At 59.4% G+C, this 16,008-nt stretch carries 15 protein-coding genes; 5 read left to right on the top strand and 10 right to left on the bottom strand.

What is annotated here, in order from left to right; all coding sequences use genetic code 11:
* Nucleotides 1-340 precede the first annotated feature (340 nt).
* Together NRG23_RS28795 and NRG23_RS28790 are read right to left on the bottom strand one after the other, a co-directional pair.
* Entirely contained in the window at nt 341-2,134 is a 1,794-nt protein-coding gene (locus NRG23_RS28795) for a hypothetical protein (protein ID WP_232290976.1), read from the bottom strand.
* A gap of 158 nt (nt 2,135-2,292) precedes the next feature.
* Nucleotides 2,293-2,583: a hypothetical protein gene (locus NRG23_RS28790; protein ID WP_016704342.1), complete on the bottom strand. Its 291-nt coding sequence runs from the start codon at nt 2,581-2,583 to the stop codon at nt 2,293-2,295.
* Nucleotides 2,584-2,729: 146 nt separating this feature from the next.
* Between NRG23_RS28790 and NRG23_RS28785 the strand changes: the two genes are divergently transcribed.
* The gene (locus NRG23_RS28785; RefSeq protein WP_007931372.1) at nt 2,730-3,359 is read left to right on the top strand and encodes a response regulator transcription factor; all 630 of its coding nucleotides are present in this window, start codon (nt 2,730-2,732) and stop codon (nt 3,357-3,359) included.
* A gap of 87 nt (nt 3,360-3,446) precedes the next feature.
* On the opposite strand, the gene NRG23_RS28780 is transcribed toward NRG23_RS28785, so the two are convergent.
* From NRG23_RS28780 to NRG23_RS28770, 3 genes are all read right to left on the bottom strand, one after another.
* The gene (locus NRG23_RS28780) at nt 3,447-3,755 is read right to left on the bottom strand and encodes a hypothetical protein (protein ID WP_009050140.1); all 309 of its coding nucleotides are present in this window, start codon (nt 3,753-3,755) and stop codon (nt 3,447-3,449) included.
* A 258-nt stretch (nt 3,756-4,013) separates the two neighbouring features.
* Nucleotides 4,014-4,448, bottom strand: coding sequence for a DoxX family protein (locus tag NRG23_RS28775; protein ID WP_038577146.1), 435 nt, complete (start codon nt 4,446-4,448; stop codon nt 4,014-4,016).
* Between the two features lie 102 nt (nt 4,449-4,550).
* Nucleotides 4,551-5,972, bottom strand: a complete 1,422-nt coding sequence (locus NRG23_RS28770; RefSeq protein WP_257373105.1) for a transglycosylase SLT domain-containing protein — start codon at nt 5,970-5,972, stop codon at nt 4,551-4,553.
* A 236-nt stretch (nt 5,973-6,208) separates the two neighbouring features.
* Here NRG23_RS28770 and NRG23_RS28765 point away from each other — a divergent pair, with 236 nt between their 5' ends.
* The 3 genes from NRG23_RS28765 (at nt 6,209) to NRG23_RS28755 (ending at nt 9,095) form a co-directional block, all read left to right on the top strand.
* The gene (locus NRG23_RS28765) at nt 6,209-7,015 is read left to right on the top strand and encodes a TatD family hydrolase (RefSeq protein WP_096375081.1); all 807 of its coding nucleotides are present in this window, start codon (nt 6,209-6,211) and stop codon (nt 7,013-7,015) included.
* Between the two features lie 85 nt (nt 7,016-7,100).
* Nucleotides 7,101-8,582 carry a methyl-accepting chemotaxis protein gene (locus NRG23_RS28760; RefSeq protein WP_257373104.1) on the top strand — a complete coding sequence of 494 codons (1,482 nt, stop codon included), beginning with the start codon at nt 7,101-7,103 and terminating at the stop codon, nt 8,580-8,582.
* Nucleotides 8,583-8,732: 150 nt separating this feature from the next.
* Complete coding sequence (locus tag NRG23_RS28755) at nt 8,733-9,095, top strand: Mpo1-like protein (RefSeq protein ID WP_257373103.1); 363 nt, start codon at nt 8,733-8,735, stop codon at nt 9,093-9,095.
* A 7-nt stretch (nt 9,096-9,102) separates the two neighbouring features.
* Here the strand turns inward: NRG23_RS28755 and NRG23_RS28750 are convergent, their stop codons facing one another.
* The 3 genes from NRG23_RS28750 to NRG23_RS28740 form a co-directional block, all read right to left on the bottom strand.
* Entirely contained in the window at nt 9,103-9,900 is a 798-nt protein-coding gene (locus NRG23_RS28750; protein WP_110175692.1) for an acyl-CoA thioesterase II, read from the bottom strand.
* Between the two features lie 107 nt (nt 9,901-10,007).
* Nucleotides 10,008-10,775, bottom strand: coding sequence for a CHAD domain-containing protein (locus NRG23_RS28745; RefSeq protein ID WP_110175693.1), 768 nt, complete (start codon nt 10,773-10,775; stop codon nt 10,008-10,010).
* 144 nt (nt 10,776-10,919) lie between these two features.
* Nucleotides 10,920-11,198 carry a hypothetical protein gene (locus tag NRG23_RS28740; protein ID WP_009050148.1) on the bottom strand — a complete coding sequence of 93 codons (279 nt, stop codon included), beginning with the start codon at nt 11,196-11,198 and terminating at the stop codon, nt 10,920-10,922.
* A gap of 241 nt (nt 11,199-11,439) precedes the next feature.
* On the opposite strand from NRG23_RS28740, the gene NRG23_RS28735 reads away from it, so the two are divergent.
* Entirely contained in the window at nt 11,440-12,480 is a 1,041-nt protein-coding gene (locus NRG23_RS28735) for a patatin-like phospholipase family protein (RefSeq protein ID WP_007931359.1), read from the top strand.
* A 19-nt stretch (nt 12,481-12,499) separates the two neighbouring features.
* Here NRG23_RS28735 and NRG23_RS28730 read toward each other — a convergent pair whose 3' ends face one another.
* The gene (locus NRG23_RS28730; RefSeq protein WP_016704350.1) at nt 12,500-13,195 is read right to left on the bottom strand and encodes a response regulator; all 696 of its coding nucleotides are present in this window, start codon (nt 13,193-13,195) and stop codon (nt 12,500-12,502) included.
* A 113-nt stretch (nt 13,196-13,308) separates the two neighbouring features.
* Nucleotides 13,309-15,960, bottom strand: coding sequence for a sensor histidine kinase KdpD (locus NRG23_RS28725; RefSeq protein WP_016704351.1), 2,652 nt, complete (start codon nt 15,958-15,960; stop codon nt 13,309-13,311).
* Nucleotides 15,961-16,008 lie beyond the last annotated feature (48 nt).

Genomic DNA, 16,008 nt, shown 5'->3' with positions numbered 1-16,008 from the left:
AGCATTATGGTTGAATCGAGACCTTGAGAACCAATGCTAGGCGAGATAAACCCACCTGCAGCACACCTCCTCACGGGGATACCCTATCCAGAATGAACAAGCCGATAACACTACCGCTTGGGCGTTGTACGAAAAAGCGGTCGCGCTTGGTCAATAGGGCATCAAACCCACGTGCGAATCCACATCAGAATGCACATATCTAAACCCGGATACGCCCCATCAGTCCTCTCCAGTTTGCGCCGTTTGACTGCACTATCCGCCTTTTCACACAGGTCAAATACGGCTTTATTGAAATACCCAACACACTAAAAAAGAGAACTGTAATTCCAGCAGAAGCGCTTTACTCATCATCGCTGAGCAATGTACTGGATATGCTATGCAGGCTATTATTGAAGGTCACCGTCTCATTGAAGCCTTTTACAATATTGCTGAGTTTCTTACGGGTGCTGGACAACTGCGTTAACCTTTCTACCAGCTCTGCATTTTTTTGCTGGATTCCGATGTCTCTCTTTTCCAGTTCGGCTGCGCGGATACTTTGCTTAGCGGAAATCTCATCAAGACGTTGCTGCTCAAGCTGCATTAGTTCAGAGCGCCGGGCAACACTTCGCTCTCTGGACTCAACACTTTCAGCCAGCTGTTGAAGCGCAGCACTGCGTTCCGCAATCACTCGGGAATTATGCTCAGCGGACTTATCGATCGCGATCTTCTCTTGCTGAAGCTGACTTTGTAGCTGGCGCAGGTGCTCATCTTTTTCATGAAGTTTACGCTCTCGCTCTTGCAACTGTTCCTTCAAAAGCTCCAAAGCTTCCTGTTGTTTCACCGCAACCAATTTTTGCTGCGTCAACTCCTGCGCCATAAGTGCAAGATTCGACAAAGTGCTTTCCACATCAAGAAGTAGATGATCGGTATCCGCCCCCTGAAGCGCAGTTTCAGCCTCAGGAAGCGTCGCCATCAGAAACTGTGCTTCATCCAATGAGATCTCTAAGGGAATTGGGCAATCAGCCACCTCATCCCGTGTTACATCCCCAGCAACTTGAGCGGATTGATCAATATCTGCGGTAGCCTGAACCTGCCTATCCATCAAAGTTGGAACACTGTCAGATATCGACAGGTCGAACTCATCACTCTGGATTAACTTCATCTCTTCCTCCGAGGCCAAATCGCGAACCACCTCCGCCAAGCCAGCCAATGTGCTCTGTATACCTTGGGACAGGCGTCCAATGTCGGCCTCCGAGTTGGCAGAGTGGTCAGCGACAACCTCAGGCGTCAAATGGCCAGACAAGGGAGCATCACTTTCAGAGGAGTCGACATATTTTTCGGTATTCGCAGTCAGCATTTCAGTCATATCGTGTTGAAAACTCTCGGTAAATAATGAAACATCAGTAAGAACCTTCTCTACTTCAGTCTCAGCTTCTTCTGTTTTTTGAGAGAGCTCTTCTGGATTTCCAATCGAAGCGAACCCGGATGGAGCACCATCGAGTGCATCGCCTCCAAGATCCTCAACGCTTCCTGGCGAGCAATGCTCATTCGAATCAGAAACCTCATCTTCTATACACTCCGCGACAGCCTGTGCAGCAGGAGTAGATTGAGAAGTCATCAAAATAGAGGCATCGAGCGCAGGAACTCCGAGTTCAGCGCTGTCAATTGCAGGCAGGCAAGCAACCGAGGCTTCTGACGAGATAAGCTTCATCACCAGATTTTTCTTGATGGTGAGTGAACGATGATCCGATAGGTTTCCTGTCGGTATCACACAATCCTTAAGGTCAATCAGATGGTAAGGAATATCGGTACTACTACCAGCACCTTGCTGTCGCCCCTCAGGCAGGCTCGCATGGGTGACTATATCCTTGAAGACTTGAATAACCTGACGCCAATCTTCCTCGGCCTCAATCGAGCTCAGTGAATAACTCTTCCCCGCCTTATTTAGCATCGCCAGATAAACTCGCGACTCTCCAACTTCAGCCCCCTCATTCAAGCTATAAGCAAGAAAATTATGGCTCAGCATAGGAATTGCAAAGCTACAAAGCACCGCGCCGTTCAGCACTTCCTGCTCTGCATTTTTAATGGAAATAGTTCGTAGCAGCATCACTGGCTCAGGCTCCGTTATATATATCGCAAGGAGCAAAAAATACACCTTACAACACCTAACCGGAAACCAGACATTTCCGATCCTCAAGTAGAACTATCCGATACCATCGACAAGCCGCCGAATCACACAGCGACGAGAGTCACATTGAAATATTTTAAAAACATGACAGATAAAATTACTGCATCAATATTTCAGCTCAGATTTTACTTAAGAGGAATATTCAACCCTTTCTGCGGGCTGAGCTTAAACAGCCACCACTCATAATTCGACCAGAGCATGGTTATTCCTGCTGCCATCAGTATCAGGAGTGCTCCACCTACCCCTGTCAATATCAGTTGCTGCTGCCAGGCTAGAAAACACAACGCGATGCCAGCTGCCCCCGTCAACATAGCCAGAGAAGGGGCAAACCAATAAATGAAACGATCAAGACGCAAAAGCAGATTAAATAACCAGGAGCCTTTAAGCTGGGCCGGTCTAAAGATAATAACGTGCATGGAGAGCTAGTCTTTTCCAGATTAAAACTGTGCTCAACCATAACTTAGACACTCAATGACAACTATCAGATTCGTCTGATTTAGTTTTCAGAGTGCTCGGATAAAATACGAAAAGCACCCTCCCCCTAAATATCGAGATGCCTTGCATGGGAAGTATCATCATCGTCGACGACCATCCGTTGATTCGACTCGCAATAAGAACCGTTCTGGAGCCTCATGAACACAACATCGTCGCCGAAGCGGACAATGGCGCGGACGCTGTCCAGTTGGTACGCAAGCATCTTCCGGACCTGCTCATCCTGGACTTGAACATACCCAACCTCGACGGGTTTTCCGTTATTTCCCACATAAAGTCCGCTGGACTGCCGATAAAGACGCTGGTGCTGACCTCCAGCAACTCTAAGAATTTCGCCTTGCGCTGTTTGCAGGCCGGTGCAGCCGGCTTCCTGTGCAAGAACGATAACCTGAACGAACTGGCTAATGCGGTAAAAGCCATCCTATCGGGGTATAGCTACTTCCCCGAAGATACGATCAGCACCTTGCAACAGAATACAAACGCCGCCTGCCAGGAAAGTGTCTTGATTGCCCAACTGACCGACCGGGAAATCACCGTCCTGAAACTGCTGGCAAGCGGCCTGAATAATCAGAAAATCGCGGATGCGCTGCTGATCAGCCACAAGACGGTGAGTACCTACAAGGTCAGGCTGCTAAAACGGTTCAACGTTTCCAATCTGGTAGCACTGGCGGAGCTGGCCAAACGCAACTCCGTCGTTTGAAGCCCTGATATCGATGGAGCCTTCAGCCAGGATTCAGAAGCCTCAGGAAACACCCACCTCGACAGCCGGATTGATCCCCTACGCTACTTACCTGCGGGTGATCAACCCCTGTCGAGCCACGCGGGTCAGATGTCGGATGACTTCGGCGGCATTTTCCGCACTGGGGGCCTGTATCACCGCAAGGTCAAAACTGTCGTTGGCAAAACGTGCCAGGGACTCGCCATCTTCAATGAACTGGATCAGAAAGGCTGAAGGGCCTGTGCTGCGACGCGGCCAGCCATCGAGATAACGCAGCAGTGTCGGCTGGTGTGTACCGCCAAGAAGAATTTTTGGATTGCGCTGAACAAGATTCGCCGTGATTGGCGCAAGGCGTACGGGAGGGTGGAGTGCATTCATCGTGTCGTGTCTCTGCCTCAATTTTCTGCCGGGCAGGTGAGAGGCAACACCGAACCAGCGCTTTAGCGGTATTTCGAAGCCTGTAGAGCTTCTATCGGTGATATTCCGAATCACCTGGCGCCCCGCAAGTAGCTGTTTAAATCGGCGCATGGGCAACAATCCTAGAGAAGCCGACCGGGTAGTGTCAAGAATCCCCCACAACGAAATCAGCAACGAAAAAGGCCCGCTACAAGCGGGCCTTTGAGTGTTTGCCGGAAGTTACTTGGCAATCGCGGCATCGAGTGACAACTTGCCCGCGCCTTCGATCAGAACCGCAATGGTGCCGCCGAGCAGAGCCAGGGCGAACTCATAACCATTGTTCGCCATGAACAGGCCATTGCTGATGTGTACGGAGAAAATCGCCACCAGCAAGGTGAAGCTCAACCCCAGTGCGGCAGGACGTGCCAACAGACCGATAATCAGCGCCAGACCGCCAAAGAACTCGGTACCGCCCGCCAGCAACGCCATCAAATGCCCCGGCGCCAGGCCGATGCTCTCCATCCACTGTGCCGTCCCTGCCAATCCGTAACCGCCAAACAGGCCAAAAAGCTTTTGCGCGCCGTGTGCGGCGAAAATGATGCCGACAAAAACTCGCAGGACCGTCAGGCCATAGCCTGCACGGGTGCTCAGTACGGTTTTGATCAGTGTGCTCATGCTGTGTAGTCCTTTGTGGTGTTGGGTATTGGGTCGCTATATTAATCATAAAAATTCATGTTAAAAGTGCAAAAATAGCAAGATAACAATCTATTTTTTCGATTATTTTCGTGAGACGACCTTACGCGCTTGCGGCTCCAACGATTCGCGTTCCCGGTCAAACGCCAAATAGTATTTGTTGACGCTATTAACATAGCTGACGGCGCCCATTCCGACCTGTTCCATGGCAATGCGCTCGACCTGGAAAAACCACTGATTGGGGTTCAGCCCGCGCCGCCGGGCCTCGGTCCGCATCCCCTGCACACGCTCCGGCCCCATGTTGTAGGCCGCCAAGACGAACGCCATGCGCTCGCGTTCGTTGAGCTTGGGGCTGGAAAAGAACTTGCGCCGGATCAATGCCAGGTACTTGGCTCCGGCCAACACATTGTTATCAAGAGTCTGAATGTTATTGACCCCTACCCGCTGGGCGGCTGACGGGGTGATCTGCATCAGGCCGGTCGGGCCGCTGCCGCTCCTGGCAGTGGGTTGCAACGACGACTCCTTGAAGGCCAGGGCCGCCAGGTTCAACCAGTCCATGCTCTGCGCATCGGCATGCTTCTGTAATACCGGGCGCAGCTTTTCCAGGCGCTGGCGGTCGGCCCGGGTCAAAGGGTTATGCACCTGATACAGGCGCCGATAGATACGCAAGAAGGCAACGTCCTGATCCGCCGGCGCCTTGTAGACCTTCAGGAAACGATCGATGCTCGCCCGCAGCATCGAGGCGTCGCGCCGCACGAACCAGTGCTCCTCGCCTGGCTCGCCGATGACCAGTTGCCGATCGAAACGCAGCTTCGGCAGGACCTTGCCCCAGCGCTCGGCAATGGGTTTCTCGACGATGGTCAGGTGAAAGATCCCGCCCTGGACCATTTCCAGGACATCTTCGACTGCCAGGCTCGGATCGACCCACTCGACCTTGATCGGCGCCAGCTTATGCAGCGCCAGCTTCTGATTGATCTGGCTCACCACCTCCCCGGCGGCGCTGCCTGTGGTCAGCGCCAGGGTCTTGCCGGAGAGTTGTTCAAGTCGGGTGTAGCGCCGCTCACCCTTGATTCCCACCAGCAGCAACGGCACGTTGCTGGCGACCGGCTCACTGGGGCTTACCGCTTGCCCCGGCAGCGCCTCCAGCAACTCTCCCGGAGCGACCAGGTCGCCCTCACCGCGCTGCAACGCACCGAGCAATTGATCCTTGGCTTTGGGGATGATCTTGAGGCTGATTTCCTGCCCGTCGCGGGCATGACCATTGAGGTACTGCTCAAAGGCGCGCAGGCGGTGGTATTCGACGCCGATGGCCTGGCCCTGGACTTCACCGGAGCTGTTGCGACTCTGGTTGACCAGCACCCGCAGGACTCGGCTGCTACGAATTTCCGCCAGGTCGCGGACCTTGCCCGCTACGGCGGCTTCCGGAGGGCCGGCCAAGCGCGCGACCGCCGGCAGGGGCAGCAGCAACGACAAGCACAACGCTAGCAAAACCGAGGGTCGCGTCATCCGCTCTCCGGGAAGAATACTGTCCGAGTTCTCAGGGACTGACGAAAAATCGGGCAACAGAAACAGAGCGCCTAGAGCGCTGACAAGATGCGAAAGACTGGCACAACCTCGGCGGACAAACCAACCGCGGCCTTTCTCCCGGCATCAAGAGACAGCTCCAACTCGTTGTAGTTCTTGGCTTTTCTTATAAATCTACAGCTCTGATATGCTTTCCGGCCGCAGGCGGAGATAGCACCATGCAACTCATCGATATCGGCGTCAACCTGACCAACCCGAGTTTCGCCGAAAAACATCGCGCAGTACTGGACCGAGCCTATGCCGCCGGTGTCTGCCAATTGGTGCTCACCGGCACCAGCGTCGAAGGCAGCGAACAGGCGCTCGAGCTGTCGCGGCAACTGGACGAAAGCGGCCGCCAACTGTTCTCTACCGCCGGTATTCATCCGCATTGCGCCAGCGACTGGAATGCCGACAGTGCCCAGCGCCTGCGCAGCCTGCTCAAGGAAAGCAGCGTCAAAGCCGTGGGCGAATGTGGCCTGGACTTCAATCGGGACTTCTCCCCTCGCCCGCAACAGGAAAAAGTACTGGAGGAACACTTGGCCCTGGCCGTTGAACTGCAACTGCCGGTCTTTCTCCACGAGCGCGACGCCAGCCAGCGCCTGCTGGAAATAGTCCGCGATTTCCGAGACCGCTTGCCGGCTGCGGTGGTGCATTGCTTCACCGGTGAACAGCGCGCGCTGTTCAACTACCTGGACCTCGATCTGCACATTGGCATCACCGGGTGGATCTGCGACGAACGCCGCGGCACTCACTTGCACCCTCTGGTACGAGAGATTCCCCGCGGCCGCCTGATGCTCGAAAGCGACGCCCCCTATCTATTGCCGCGCAGCCTGCGCCCCAAACCGAAGAACGGTCGCAACGAACCGGCCTACCTGACAGAGGTATTGCGCGAGGTGGCCCTGCATCGCGGAGAGAGCCAGGAAGAGCTGGCAACCCACAGTACCGCCAGCGCCCGAGCCTTCTTCGCCTTGCCCGAGATTGCTTGACGCATATCAAGATTTGACGCTCTGCATAGCGGCACAATAATGGCACCTTGCCAATACTGTTCCGCTTAATCAGAGAAGACCTTCCATGGGTGCCTGGCTCAGCAATATCTCACTGAAATACAAGTTCTGGGCGGTCAATGCAGTCGCCTTCGTGACCACCCTGCTACTGGTCCTGTACGCCGTCCAGCTGGAGCAACACGCGCGTAGCCAGGCCTCACAAAACAACGCCCGGGCCCAGGCCAACCTGCTCGGTGCATGGCCCTCCGGACAAGCGCTACCCAATGCTGAAAACCTGCTGGGCTTCGCTGCCGGCCAGATCCCCAGCCTCGACCAACGCTCCCTGCCAGAGTTGAGCAACGCCAATGGGTGGGTGGCCTTCGATGAAATGCCGCTGTTCGGCGAAAACCCGCTGATCGGCGCGTACGTACTGTCCCGGGCCGATAGCCAACGGGTTGCGGTGCTTGCTCATGGGCCAAGCCTGCAACAGGTGTTCAGCGAACGCTTCAGCCAATACGCGGTGGCCGTGTTCATTCTGATGCTGGCGATGCTCGGTGCTTCGCAACTGTTGATCCGTTTCCTGCTCAGCCAACTGAACACCCTCAAGGATGTGATGCTGCATGTGGAGAAAACCGGCGACCTGTCGGCGCGCGTGCCGTTGTCGTGCACCGACGAGGTCGGCCAGATGGCCAATGCCTTCAACGCGATGCAGGCCGGTTACCAGCGGGTGGTCAACACCGTCGCCAACACCGCCCGGCAACTGGATATCGGCGCCGCGCGCCTGGCGTCGAGCATGAACGATGTGCGTCACGGCATGCTGGGCCAGCAAAGCGAAACCGATCAGGCCGCGACGGCGATCAACGAAATGTCCGTCACCGTCTATCACATCGCCCAGCACGCCGGTGCCACCCGGGATCGCTCCCAGGCCGCCGACGCCCTGGCCGGCAGTGGCCAGGAAGTGGTGGGACGCGTGCAGAAGTCCATCGCCGGGCTTTCCACCGGCGTGCAACAGACCGCCGAGATGATCCAGCGCCTGGCCGAGGACAGTCAGAAGATCAATGGCGTGGTCAACGTGATCCACAGCATCGCCGAACAGACCAACCTGCTGGCGCTCAACGCCGCGATCGAAGCGGCGCGCGCCGGTGAAATGGGCCGGGGGTTTGCGGTGGTCGCCGATGAAGTACGCAACCTCGCCAAACGGGTGCAGACCTCCACCGACGAAATCACCCGGATGGTCTCCGCCCTGCAGGCCGGCACCCGCGACGCGGTGGACTTCATGCAGGAAAGCTCGTTCAAGGCAGACGATTGCGTGCAGCAGGCACAGGAAGCCGGCGCAGCGCTGGCGGAAATCACCGCGGCCGTGGCGCAGATGCGTGAAAGCAATACCCAGATTGCAGTGGCCGCCGAGCAGCAAAGTCAGGTGGCGGAAGAAATGAATCGCGCCGTGGTGAGTATTCGCGACGTCACCGAAAACACCGTGCAACAGACCGTCGACTCGGCGACCACCAGCAACGAACTGGCGACCCTGGCCGGAGAGTTGAGCAAGGCCATCGGTCAGTTGAAGCTTTAAAACCGCGAGTTTCGTTGCGGCAGGATCAGCCTCCCTGCCGCGGCGAAACCCTTGCCAAGCTATCGTCCCCATAGCCAGCCTTGATTCGCCGAAGCCCCACGCGAGACCTATCCTTGATACATGGCTTTCTACGAATCAAGGATCACCGTCATGGGTAAACGTCACCCCAACCTCCCCGCCTGGCAATGGCGCTCCTACCCGCATAACCACCGCAACCCGACCAACCTGGTGTCGCACCTGATTGCGGTGCCGCTGTTCATCGTCGGCTTCCTGTTGCTGGTTTCAGGGGTATTCGGTCTGAGCTTCACCAACGTCGCCATCGGCGTGGTCGGCCTGATTGCAGCCTTGGGCCTGCAGCGCCACGGCCACAGCCTGGAGGCGCAAGCCGCCGAACCGTTCAGTGACCGTAAGGATGCGGTCCAGCGCCTGCTGGTGGAACAATTCGTGACCTTTCCACGCTTCGTTCTCAGCGGCGCCTGGTGGCGTGCCTGGCGCGAACGCCACCGGCATTGAGAGGGTGTCAGCCGAAGATGGTTACCGTCTGCCGGCTGAGTGCGATCAACTGACCTTCCGCGCTCCAGAGTGCCGCGGCCGCATGGCCATAACCATCACGGGCATGCTCGATATGCACCCGGTACTTGCACCAGTCCAGGGTGCTCAGCGCCAGCAGCGGCTGCACGAATTCAATGGTCCAGGTCAGGGTGCTGCCGGGAACGACACTGGTCAGATGCGGCAACAGGGCCGGCGGCCAGGCGTCCACCAATGCAAGGATATGCGCTTCGGTCAGGGGTTCTTCCTTCACGTCGCCACGCAGGCGCACCCAGCCGCCCATGTCTCGCGACTTGTTGCCGGTGAACGGCATGCCACCGATGCTCCAGCGCATTGCCAGATGGCGCATGAACTCCGGCGTCACGTCCTTGACGTAAGGCAGCTCCGGGCATTCGTCCCAATGTTTCATGGCAGGCGCTTCCTCGGCGACGACCGTCACCTCGGACGGCCGAGAGGCACCAAAACTACCCTGCACCAGGGTCACCACCTGACCGTTCTGCACCGCACGCCCCAGCACCTGGCTGACGGCCTTGCCCTCGCGCAGCACCTCGACTTCAAAGCTGACCGGTACGTCGGGGGTGACCGGACCGACAAAGGTGATCGCCAACGAACGCACCGGACGCTCGGCGGAGACTTTTGCGCGCATGGCTTCATACTGCAAAGCTGCTACCAATCCGCCGAAACTGGCCCGCCCCTGCGCCCACTCGGTTGGAATCGACAGCTCCAACGGATGTTGGCGGACGGCATCGAGCAAATCGGAAAAGCGCATGAACACCTCTGGTCAAAGGAAAGATTCGAGGATCTTAACCAGCAGCACACAAGGGTAAAGCACTTATTCCCGCCAAAAAGACTGACAGATAAGCCGCCAGACGCCTTTCAGCTCCGGAAGCAGGCAGAGCTCAGCTTGTCGAGTACCCGATCGGAACGGACTTCGGCCTCGTGCATGGTGGTGTGCCAGACCGGAACACAAGGCAACAGGTCCGCCTGCCGTTCGGCCTGGGCCAGCCATTGCCAGCAATCATGCCAGTCGCCCAGCGCGCCTTGTGCAGCCTTCAAGTGCGAGACCGCCTTGGGCGACAGCGCGGCAAGTTCGGGATAAGCCTCGGCCGCGTAGCGCACCCGCTTGATCAGCAGGCGTAAACGGTGCCGGTCATGGGCCGGATCATGCAGGGCCTGATCCAGCGCCTTCCATTGCTTGGCCAGGCGTTTTTCAATGCGCTTGCGCAAACCGCGCAACAGTTCCTGACGTTGCGCCGCCCGCAGGAAGCGCGGGAAGGCATCCAGCACCAGCAGCAATTGCTTGAGTTCAGCGCCTGTCGCCACCGTCCGATACTCGTCCGCCAGGCCCGTGGTGCGGCGCTCCGCGGCCTGATGATAGTCATGTTGATGCAGGTACGCCGCCAGGACCTCGCGGTCGCGTAACGGTGTTGTCAATTGCCCGACCGCCGAGGCGGCCGCTTCCAGTTGCTCGACACCGGGCAAGCCACGCAGTGCTCGCAACAGGCTGCGCAAGCGGCGCACCGTGGTACGCAGATCGTGCAGCGCCTCGGGGTCGGTCACCGCCTGCAAACGCGCCTGGCACGCCAGCAAGCGCACCTCCAGCCCCAACACCTGAGCCACCAACTGATCAACCAAGGCAGACATCATTGACTCCCGAAACGAATGACCCGGCCCGCAGCACAAAGACTGCGGCCGGGCCCTGGCATGACTGGCAGGCGCGACCAAGGCGCCTGCGAGACGGAAACTGAAGAGCGCTCTTCAGTCTAGCGGCAAACGGCGACCTTGCGATCAGCGGCCGGCGCGCGACTCACGAATATAGAAACGGGCCTTCTCGGCTTTTCTGGTGCAGCCCTCGAAGGCTTCGAATTGCTGCTGGGTCTTGGCCCCGGTCAGCAGCGACAGGGCTTTGGAATAACTGACCGTTCCCGCAAAACCTTCGGCCTTGGCCAGATCCAGTTCATGCCAGGCCGCATCCAGTTGCGTACCGCAGCTGTCGCGATAGGCGGTCTTGCCAGCACAACCACCAAGTACCAATGCAATCAACGGCAGACAGATCCAGGCTTTCATCAATGACACCTCAAAGTAGGGGGGAAACAGTCTTGAACAAAAAAACAATCGTGAACCTAAGACGATCGCCGCCGCTAAAAGTGCCTTGGCCCGTCAAGGGAAAATATAGTCGCGCGAGCATAACCTCATGCGGCAAGACAGTGGAAAAATCCCTTTGCCCAAGGCCCGGGCAGGCATCAGTGATTGAACCGAAACCCTCGATGGGTGCATTGTGGAAACCTGTCTGGCGAAGGATCGGGTCATGAAGAAGCGTGTCGCACTGGTCCTGGGCTCTGGTGGTGCCCGGGGTTACGCCCACATCGGGGTGATTGAAGAAATCGAAAGACGTGGTTACGACATTGCCTGTGTCGCAGGTTGTTCCATGGGGGCGGTGGTCGGTGGCATCTACGCCGCCGGCAAACTGGACGACTACCGCAGCTGGATCGAAAGCCTGGACTACCTGGATGTGCTGCGGCTGGTAGACGTCAGCTTTCGCCTGGGGGCGATACGCGGAGAGAAAGTATTCGGCCAGATCCGCAAGATCGTCGGCGAAATCAATATCGAAGACCTGCGCATCCCTTACACCGCTGTGGCCACCGACCTGACCAACCAGCAGGAAATCTGGTTCCAGGAAGGCTGCCTGCACCAGGCCATGCGGGCTTCGGCGGCGATCCCCAGCCTGTTCACCCCGGTCATGCAAGGCAACCGCATGCTGGTGGACGGCGGCCTGCTCAACCCGCTACCGATCGTCCCGGTGGTCTCCAGCCACTGCGACCTGATCATCGCCGTCAACCTCAACTCGACCAACCAGCGTCGTTACCAGTTGCCGGTGATCCAGCGCCCCGCCGCCTTCAAGAGCCGCTTCGACAGCCTGATCAACTCCCTGGGCTCGCACCTGCCCTTTCGCCGCAAGCAAGCCGAACAACTGCTGCTGCTCGAACAGGAAGCCCTGCGCAGCGAGGCGGCCGACATCGGCAACCCCTGGATCGAATCCGCCGAGCCCGAGGCCCAGCAACCGGCCGCGGCTCCGGAAACCGACGGCGCCCCGAAATCGGCCACCGGCTCGTTCATTATCGATAACGTCGGCCCCGCGTCCCTGCTGGACCTGATCAACCAGAGCTTCGAGGTGATGCAGACCTCGCTGGCGCAGTACAAGATCGCCGGCTACCCGCCGGACATCCTGATCAACGTGCCCAAGCGGGTGTGCCGCTTCTTCGAGTTCTACAAGGCTCCGGAGCTGATCGCACTGGGGCGGGAGATTGCCAGCGACACCCTGGACCGCTACGAGAACGAGCTGAATTGAAAGAGGGCCGCGAGCCCGCTCACTCCTCCGCCCCCAGCAACCGGTAGCCCACGCCAGCCTCGGTCACGATAAAGCGTGGCCGGGTCGGATCGTCCGCCAGCTTCTGCCGCAGATGGCCAACCACGATACGCAGGTAGTGACTGTCCTCAGTGTGCGTCGGCCCCCAGATATCCTTGAGCAGTTGCTGCTGGGTGATCACCCGGCCCGGGTGCCGCGCCAGTTGCGCCAACACAGCGTATTCCTTGCGCGTCAGCGCCACTTCGGCACCGTCGAGCAATACCCGGCGATACGCCAGGTCCACGGTCAGCGGGCCGAAATTCAAGGCCGCTTCCTGCGCTTCGCCGACGGGCGCCTGGCGCAACAAGGCACGAATACGCGCCAGGAACTCCTGGATGCCAAAGGGCTTGGTCACATAGTCGTTGGCGCCACCGTCCAGCGCTTCGACCTTCTGCCCTTCGCTGGCCCGCACCGACAACACCAGCACCGGTACACCCGACCACTCGCGAAACTCGCGCAGCACCTGCTGGCCGTCCATGTCCGGCAGGCCGAGGTCGAGTACCAGCAGGTCCGGCTTGTTCAACGCCGCCTGGGCCAGGCCTTCGTTGCCGGTGCCGGCTTCAAGCACTTTGTAGCCCTGGGACGCCAGGCTGATGCGCAGGAATTTGCGGATCTGCGGTTCGTCATCGATGACCAGGATGGTCGCGGTCTGGCTCATGGTTTCGGTTCAAGGCAAATAAGTGGCGCAAGAGTAGCGCAGGCGTCGCTGTAGATTGTAAAGAACATGGGCGGCCCTCCTGGCCTCGTTGGGTTGAAGCTTTTTACCGGCACTCAGGCCTCTCCTTCAAGCTCGGGTTGCGCCTGCAGCGGCAGGCACAGGGTGATGCAGGTGCCACGCCCTTCGATCCCCTCGCCCACCGTGATGCGTCCACCATGGGCACCGACCATGCCCTGACAGATCGCCAGCCCCAGGCCGGTACCCTGCCCGCCACGATCGCCGCGGGCGGCGGTGTAGAACATGTCGAAAATCCGTGGGCGATCCTCCACCGGAATACCCGGCCCTTCGTCGCTCACGGCAAACAGCAACTCGGTGTCGCTGGTCCCGACGCTCAGTTGCAAGCGGCCGTTGGCTGGCGAAAAACGCGCGGCGTTTTCCAGGACATTGATCAGTGCCTGTTCGATCAGCGCCGCATGCACGAAAAGCAACGGCAGTTCGGCCGGCAGGTCGGTGCTGACCCGCAGCGGCGCCAGCACCACCCGCAGGCGATTCAGCGCGCTGCCAACGATATCGGCTGGCGCCACCCAGTCCCGCGCCAGTTTCAATGACCCATGCCCGAGACGGGTCATGTCCAGCAGATTCTGAATGTAGCGATCCAGGCGCTCGGCCTCATCACGCGTGCCTTCGAGCAGTTCGCGCCGGTCTTCCAGGGGGATCGCCTCCCCCAGCGCCAGCAGGCTGTCAATGCTGCCGCGCATCGAGGTCAGCGGCGTGCGCAAGTCATGGGACACCGAGGCCAGCAGCGCACTGCGCAACTGCTCGGTTTCGCCGTGCAGGCGCGCCGCTTCCAGATCCTCGGCCAACTGTGCCCGGGCCAAGGCCTGGGCCAGGGGCTGGCTCAGTGCGCTCAACAGGCGTCGACGCTGAGCGTTGAGTTCCTCGCCCTCTTTCGGGCAGACCCCGAGCAAACCCAGCGGACCTTCATCGACGGACAACGGCCACCACCACCAGCGGCCGAACGGCAGGGTTCCGGTGCCCATCCCCGCCGGTTGATCGTGTTGCCAGGCCCAGTCGGCGGCAGCCCGCTCGGACTCGGAAAACTGCAAGGGCCCGCCCGTCTCGACCTTCCAGCCACCCTGCCCGTCGCGATTGAGCAGGCACAGCTGCAATTCCTTCCAGCCATTGAGATGCTGCGCCGCGGCACTGACCACCGCCTGCCGGTCGGTAGCGGCGGTGAGTTTGCGCGACAGGTCCAGCAGCTCGCTGGTTTCTTCCTGGGTATCGCGCAATGCCTGCAATTGCCGACGCTGGCGCGCCGCCAGGTTGCCGGTCAGGGCCGCCATCAACAGGAAGAACAGCAGCGTCAGCACGTCTTCCTCGCGCTGGATGGCGAAGGAGAACGTCGGTGGAATGAACAGGAAATCGTATGTCAGGAATGACAGGGCCGCGCACACCAGCGCCGGCCCGAGACTGCTGCGTACTGCCACCAGCAGCACCGCGGCGAGGAACACCAGGGAGATATTCGGCAACGCCAGCACACTCGCCACTGCCCACGACAGCCCCGACGCCAGGATTGTCGCCAACACCGCCAGGGCGTAGTCGAACCAGACCAGCGAACGTTCCACCCGCAGGCGCGGCTGGCCGGGTTCATCCTCGCTGTCGAGCACGTTGATTTCCAGACCCTGGGCGTTGCGCAGCAGGCGCGCCGCCAGACCGCCACCGAACAAACGGCGACGCAGGCGCTTGCGTGACTGCCCCACCAGCACCAGGCTGGCGCGCCGCTCCGCGGCATGCTGGATCAGGGTTTTCGCCACCTCGCCGGCCCGCAGCAGGACCACCTCGCCACCGAGGCGCTCGGCCAGTTGCTGGGCGCTTTGCAGGCGCTGGCGGGATTGCTCGTCGGGAACTCGGCCGTTATCCACATGCACCAGGCTCCAGGGCAGATGCCGCCGCCGGGCGACATGGCTGGCATGGCGCACCAGGCGCTCGGCCTGGGCATCGCCGTCGACCCCTACCAGCAAGCGCCCGCGCACCGCTGGCGCGGCCTGCCCGAGCTTGCGATAACCCTGGGCCAGGTCGTCGTCGACCTGCGCCGCCGCGGCCTGCATCGCCAACTCGCGCAGCGCCGTGAGGTTGGTCTGGGTGAAGAACGCATCGATCGCCGCGCGGGCCTGCTCCGGCACATACACCTTGCCTTCGCGCAGGCGCTCCAGCAGTTCTCGTGGTGGCAAGTCCACCAGCAGCAATTCGTAGGCTTCCTGCAGCACCCAGTCGGGCAAGGTTTCGCGGACCTGCACCCCGGTAATGCCGCGAACCTGATCGTTGAGGCTTTCCAGGTGCTGCACGTTGACCGTGGTGAAGACGTCGATACCGGCCGCCAGCAACTCCTGGATATCCTGCCAGCGCTTGGCGTGCCGGCTGCCTGGGGCGTTGGTGTGGGCCAGCTCGTCCACCAGTACCAGCTTGGGTCTGGCCTTGAGCAAACCGTCGAGGTCCATCTCTTCGAGCATCACCCCGCGGTATTCGGAACGCACCAGCGGCTGTTGCGGCAAACCGCCGAGCAAGGCTTCGGTTTCCGCCCGGCCATGGGTTTCAACCACCCCGGCCAAAACCTTCACCCCCTGGCGCAATTGCGTGTGCGCCGCCTGCAACATGGCGTAGGTCTTGCCGACGCCCGGCGCGGCGCCGAGGAAAACCTTGAGCCGGCCGCGGCCGTCGTGGGACAGATCGGCTAACAGGGCATCGGCGCGGCCGGAATCACTCATGCATTTTTCTCTCTGGACTCAAATCATCGACATACAGACTTGTAGCAG

Origin of the sequence: Pseudomonas sp. T8, from assembly GCF_024610635.1 — a bacterium.
In the GTDB taxonomy this organism is placed as follows: domain Bacteria; phylum Pseudomonadota; class Gammaproteobacteria; order Pseudomonadales; family Pseudomonadaceae; genus Aquipseudomonas; species Aquipseudomonas chlororaphis_I.
Note: the sequence above shows the minus strand (reverse complement) of the source record. Positions and strands in the feature narration are given on the sequence as shown.

Coding starts and splice junctions, on each gene's coding strand:
- NRG23_RS28790 (WP_016704342.1), bottom strand. CDS start 2,583: ATGCACGTTATTATCTTTAGACCGGCCCAGCTTAAAGGCTCCTGGTTA.
- NRG23_RS28785 (WP_007931372.1), top strand. CDS start 2,730: ATGGGAAGTATCATCATCGTCGACGACCATCCGTTGATTCGACTCGCA.
- NRG23_RS28780 (WP_009050140.1), bottom strand. CDS start 3,755: ATGAATGCACTCCACCCTCCCGTACGCCTTGCGCCAATCACGGCGAAT.
- NRG23_RS28775 (WP_038577146.1), bottom strand. CDS start 4,448: ATGAGCACACTGATCAAAACCGTACTGAGCACCCGTGCAGGCTATGGC.
- NRG23_RS28770 (WP_257373105.1), bottom strand. CDS start 5,972: ATGACGCGACCCTCGGTTTTGCTAGCGTTGTGCTTGTCGTTGCTGCTG.
- NRG23_RS28765 (WP_096375081.1), top strand. CDS start 6,209: ATGCAACTCATCGATATCGGCGTCAACCTGACCAACCCGAGTTTCGCC.
- NRG23_RS28760 (WP_257373104.1), top strand. CDS start 7,101: ATGGGTGCCTGGCTCAGCAATATCTCACTGAAATACAAGTTCTGGGCG.
- NRG23_RS28755 (WP_257373103.1), top strand. CDS start 8,733: ATGGGTAAACGTCACCCCAACCTCCCCGCCTGGCAATGGCGCTCCTAC.
- NRG23_RS28750 (WP_110175692.1), bottom strand. CDS start 9,900: ATGCGCTTTTCCGATTTGCTCGATGCCGTCCGCCAACATCCGTTGGAG.
- NRG23_RS28745 (WP_110175693.1), bottom strand. CDS start 10,775: ATGTCTGCCTTGGTTGATCAGTTGGTGGCTCAGGTGTTGGGGCTGGAG.
- NRG23_RS28740 (WP_009050148.1), bottom strand. CDS start 11,198: ATGAAAGCCTGGATCTGTCTGCCGTTGATTGCATTGGTACTTGGTGGT.
- NRG23_RS28735 (WP_007931359.1), top strand. CDS start 11,440: ATGAAGAAGCGTGTCGCACTGGTCCTGGGCTCTGGTGGTGCCCGGGGT.
- NRG23_RS28730 (WP_016704350.1), bottom strand. CDS start 13,195: ATGAGCCAGACCGCGACCATCCTGGTCATCGATGACGAACCGCAGATC.
- NRG23_RS28725 (WP_016704351.1), bottom strand. CDS start 15,960: ATGAGTGATTCCGGCCGCGCCGATGCCCTGTTAGCCGATCTGTCCCAC.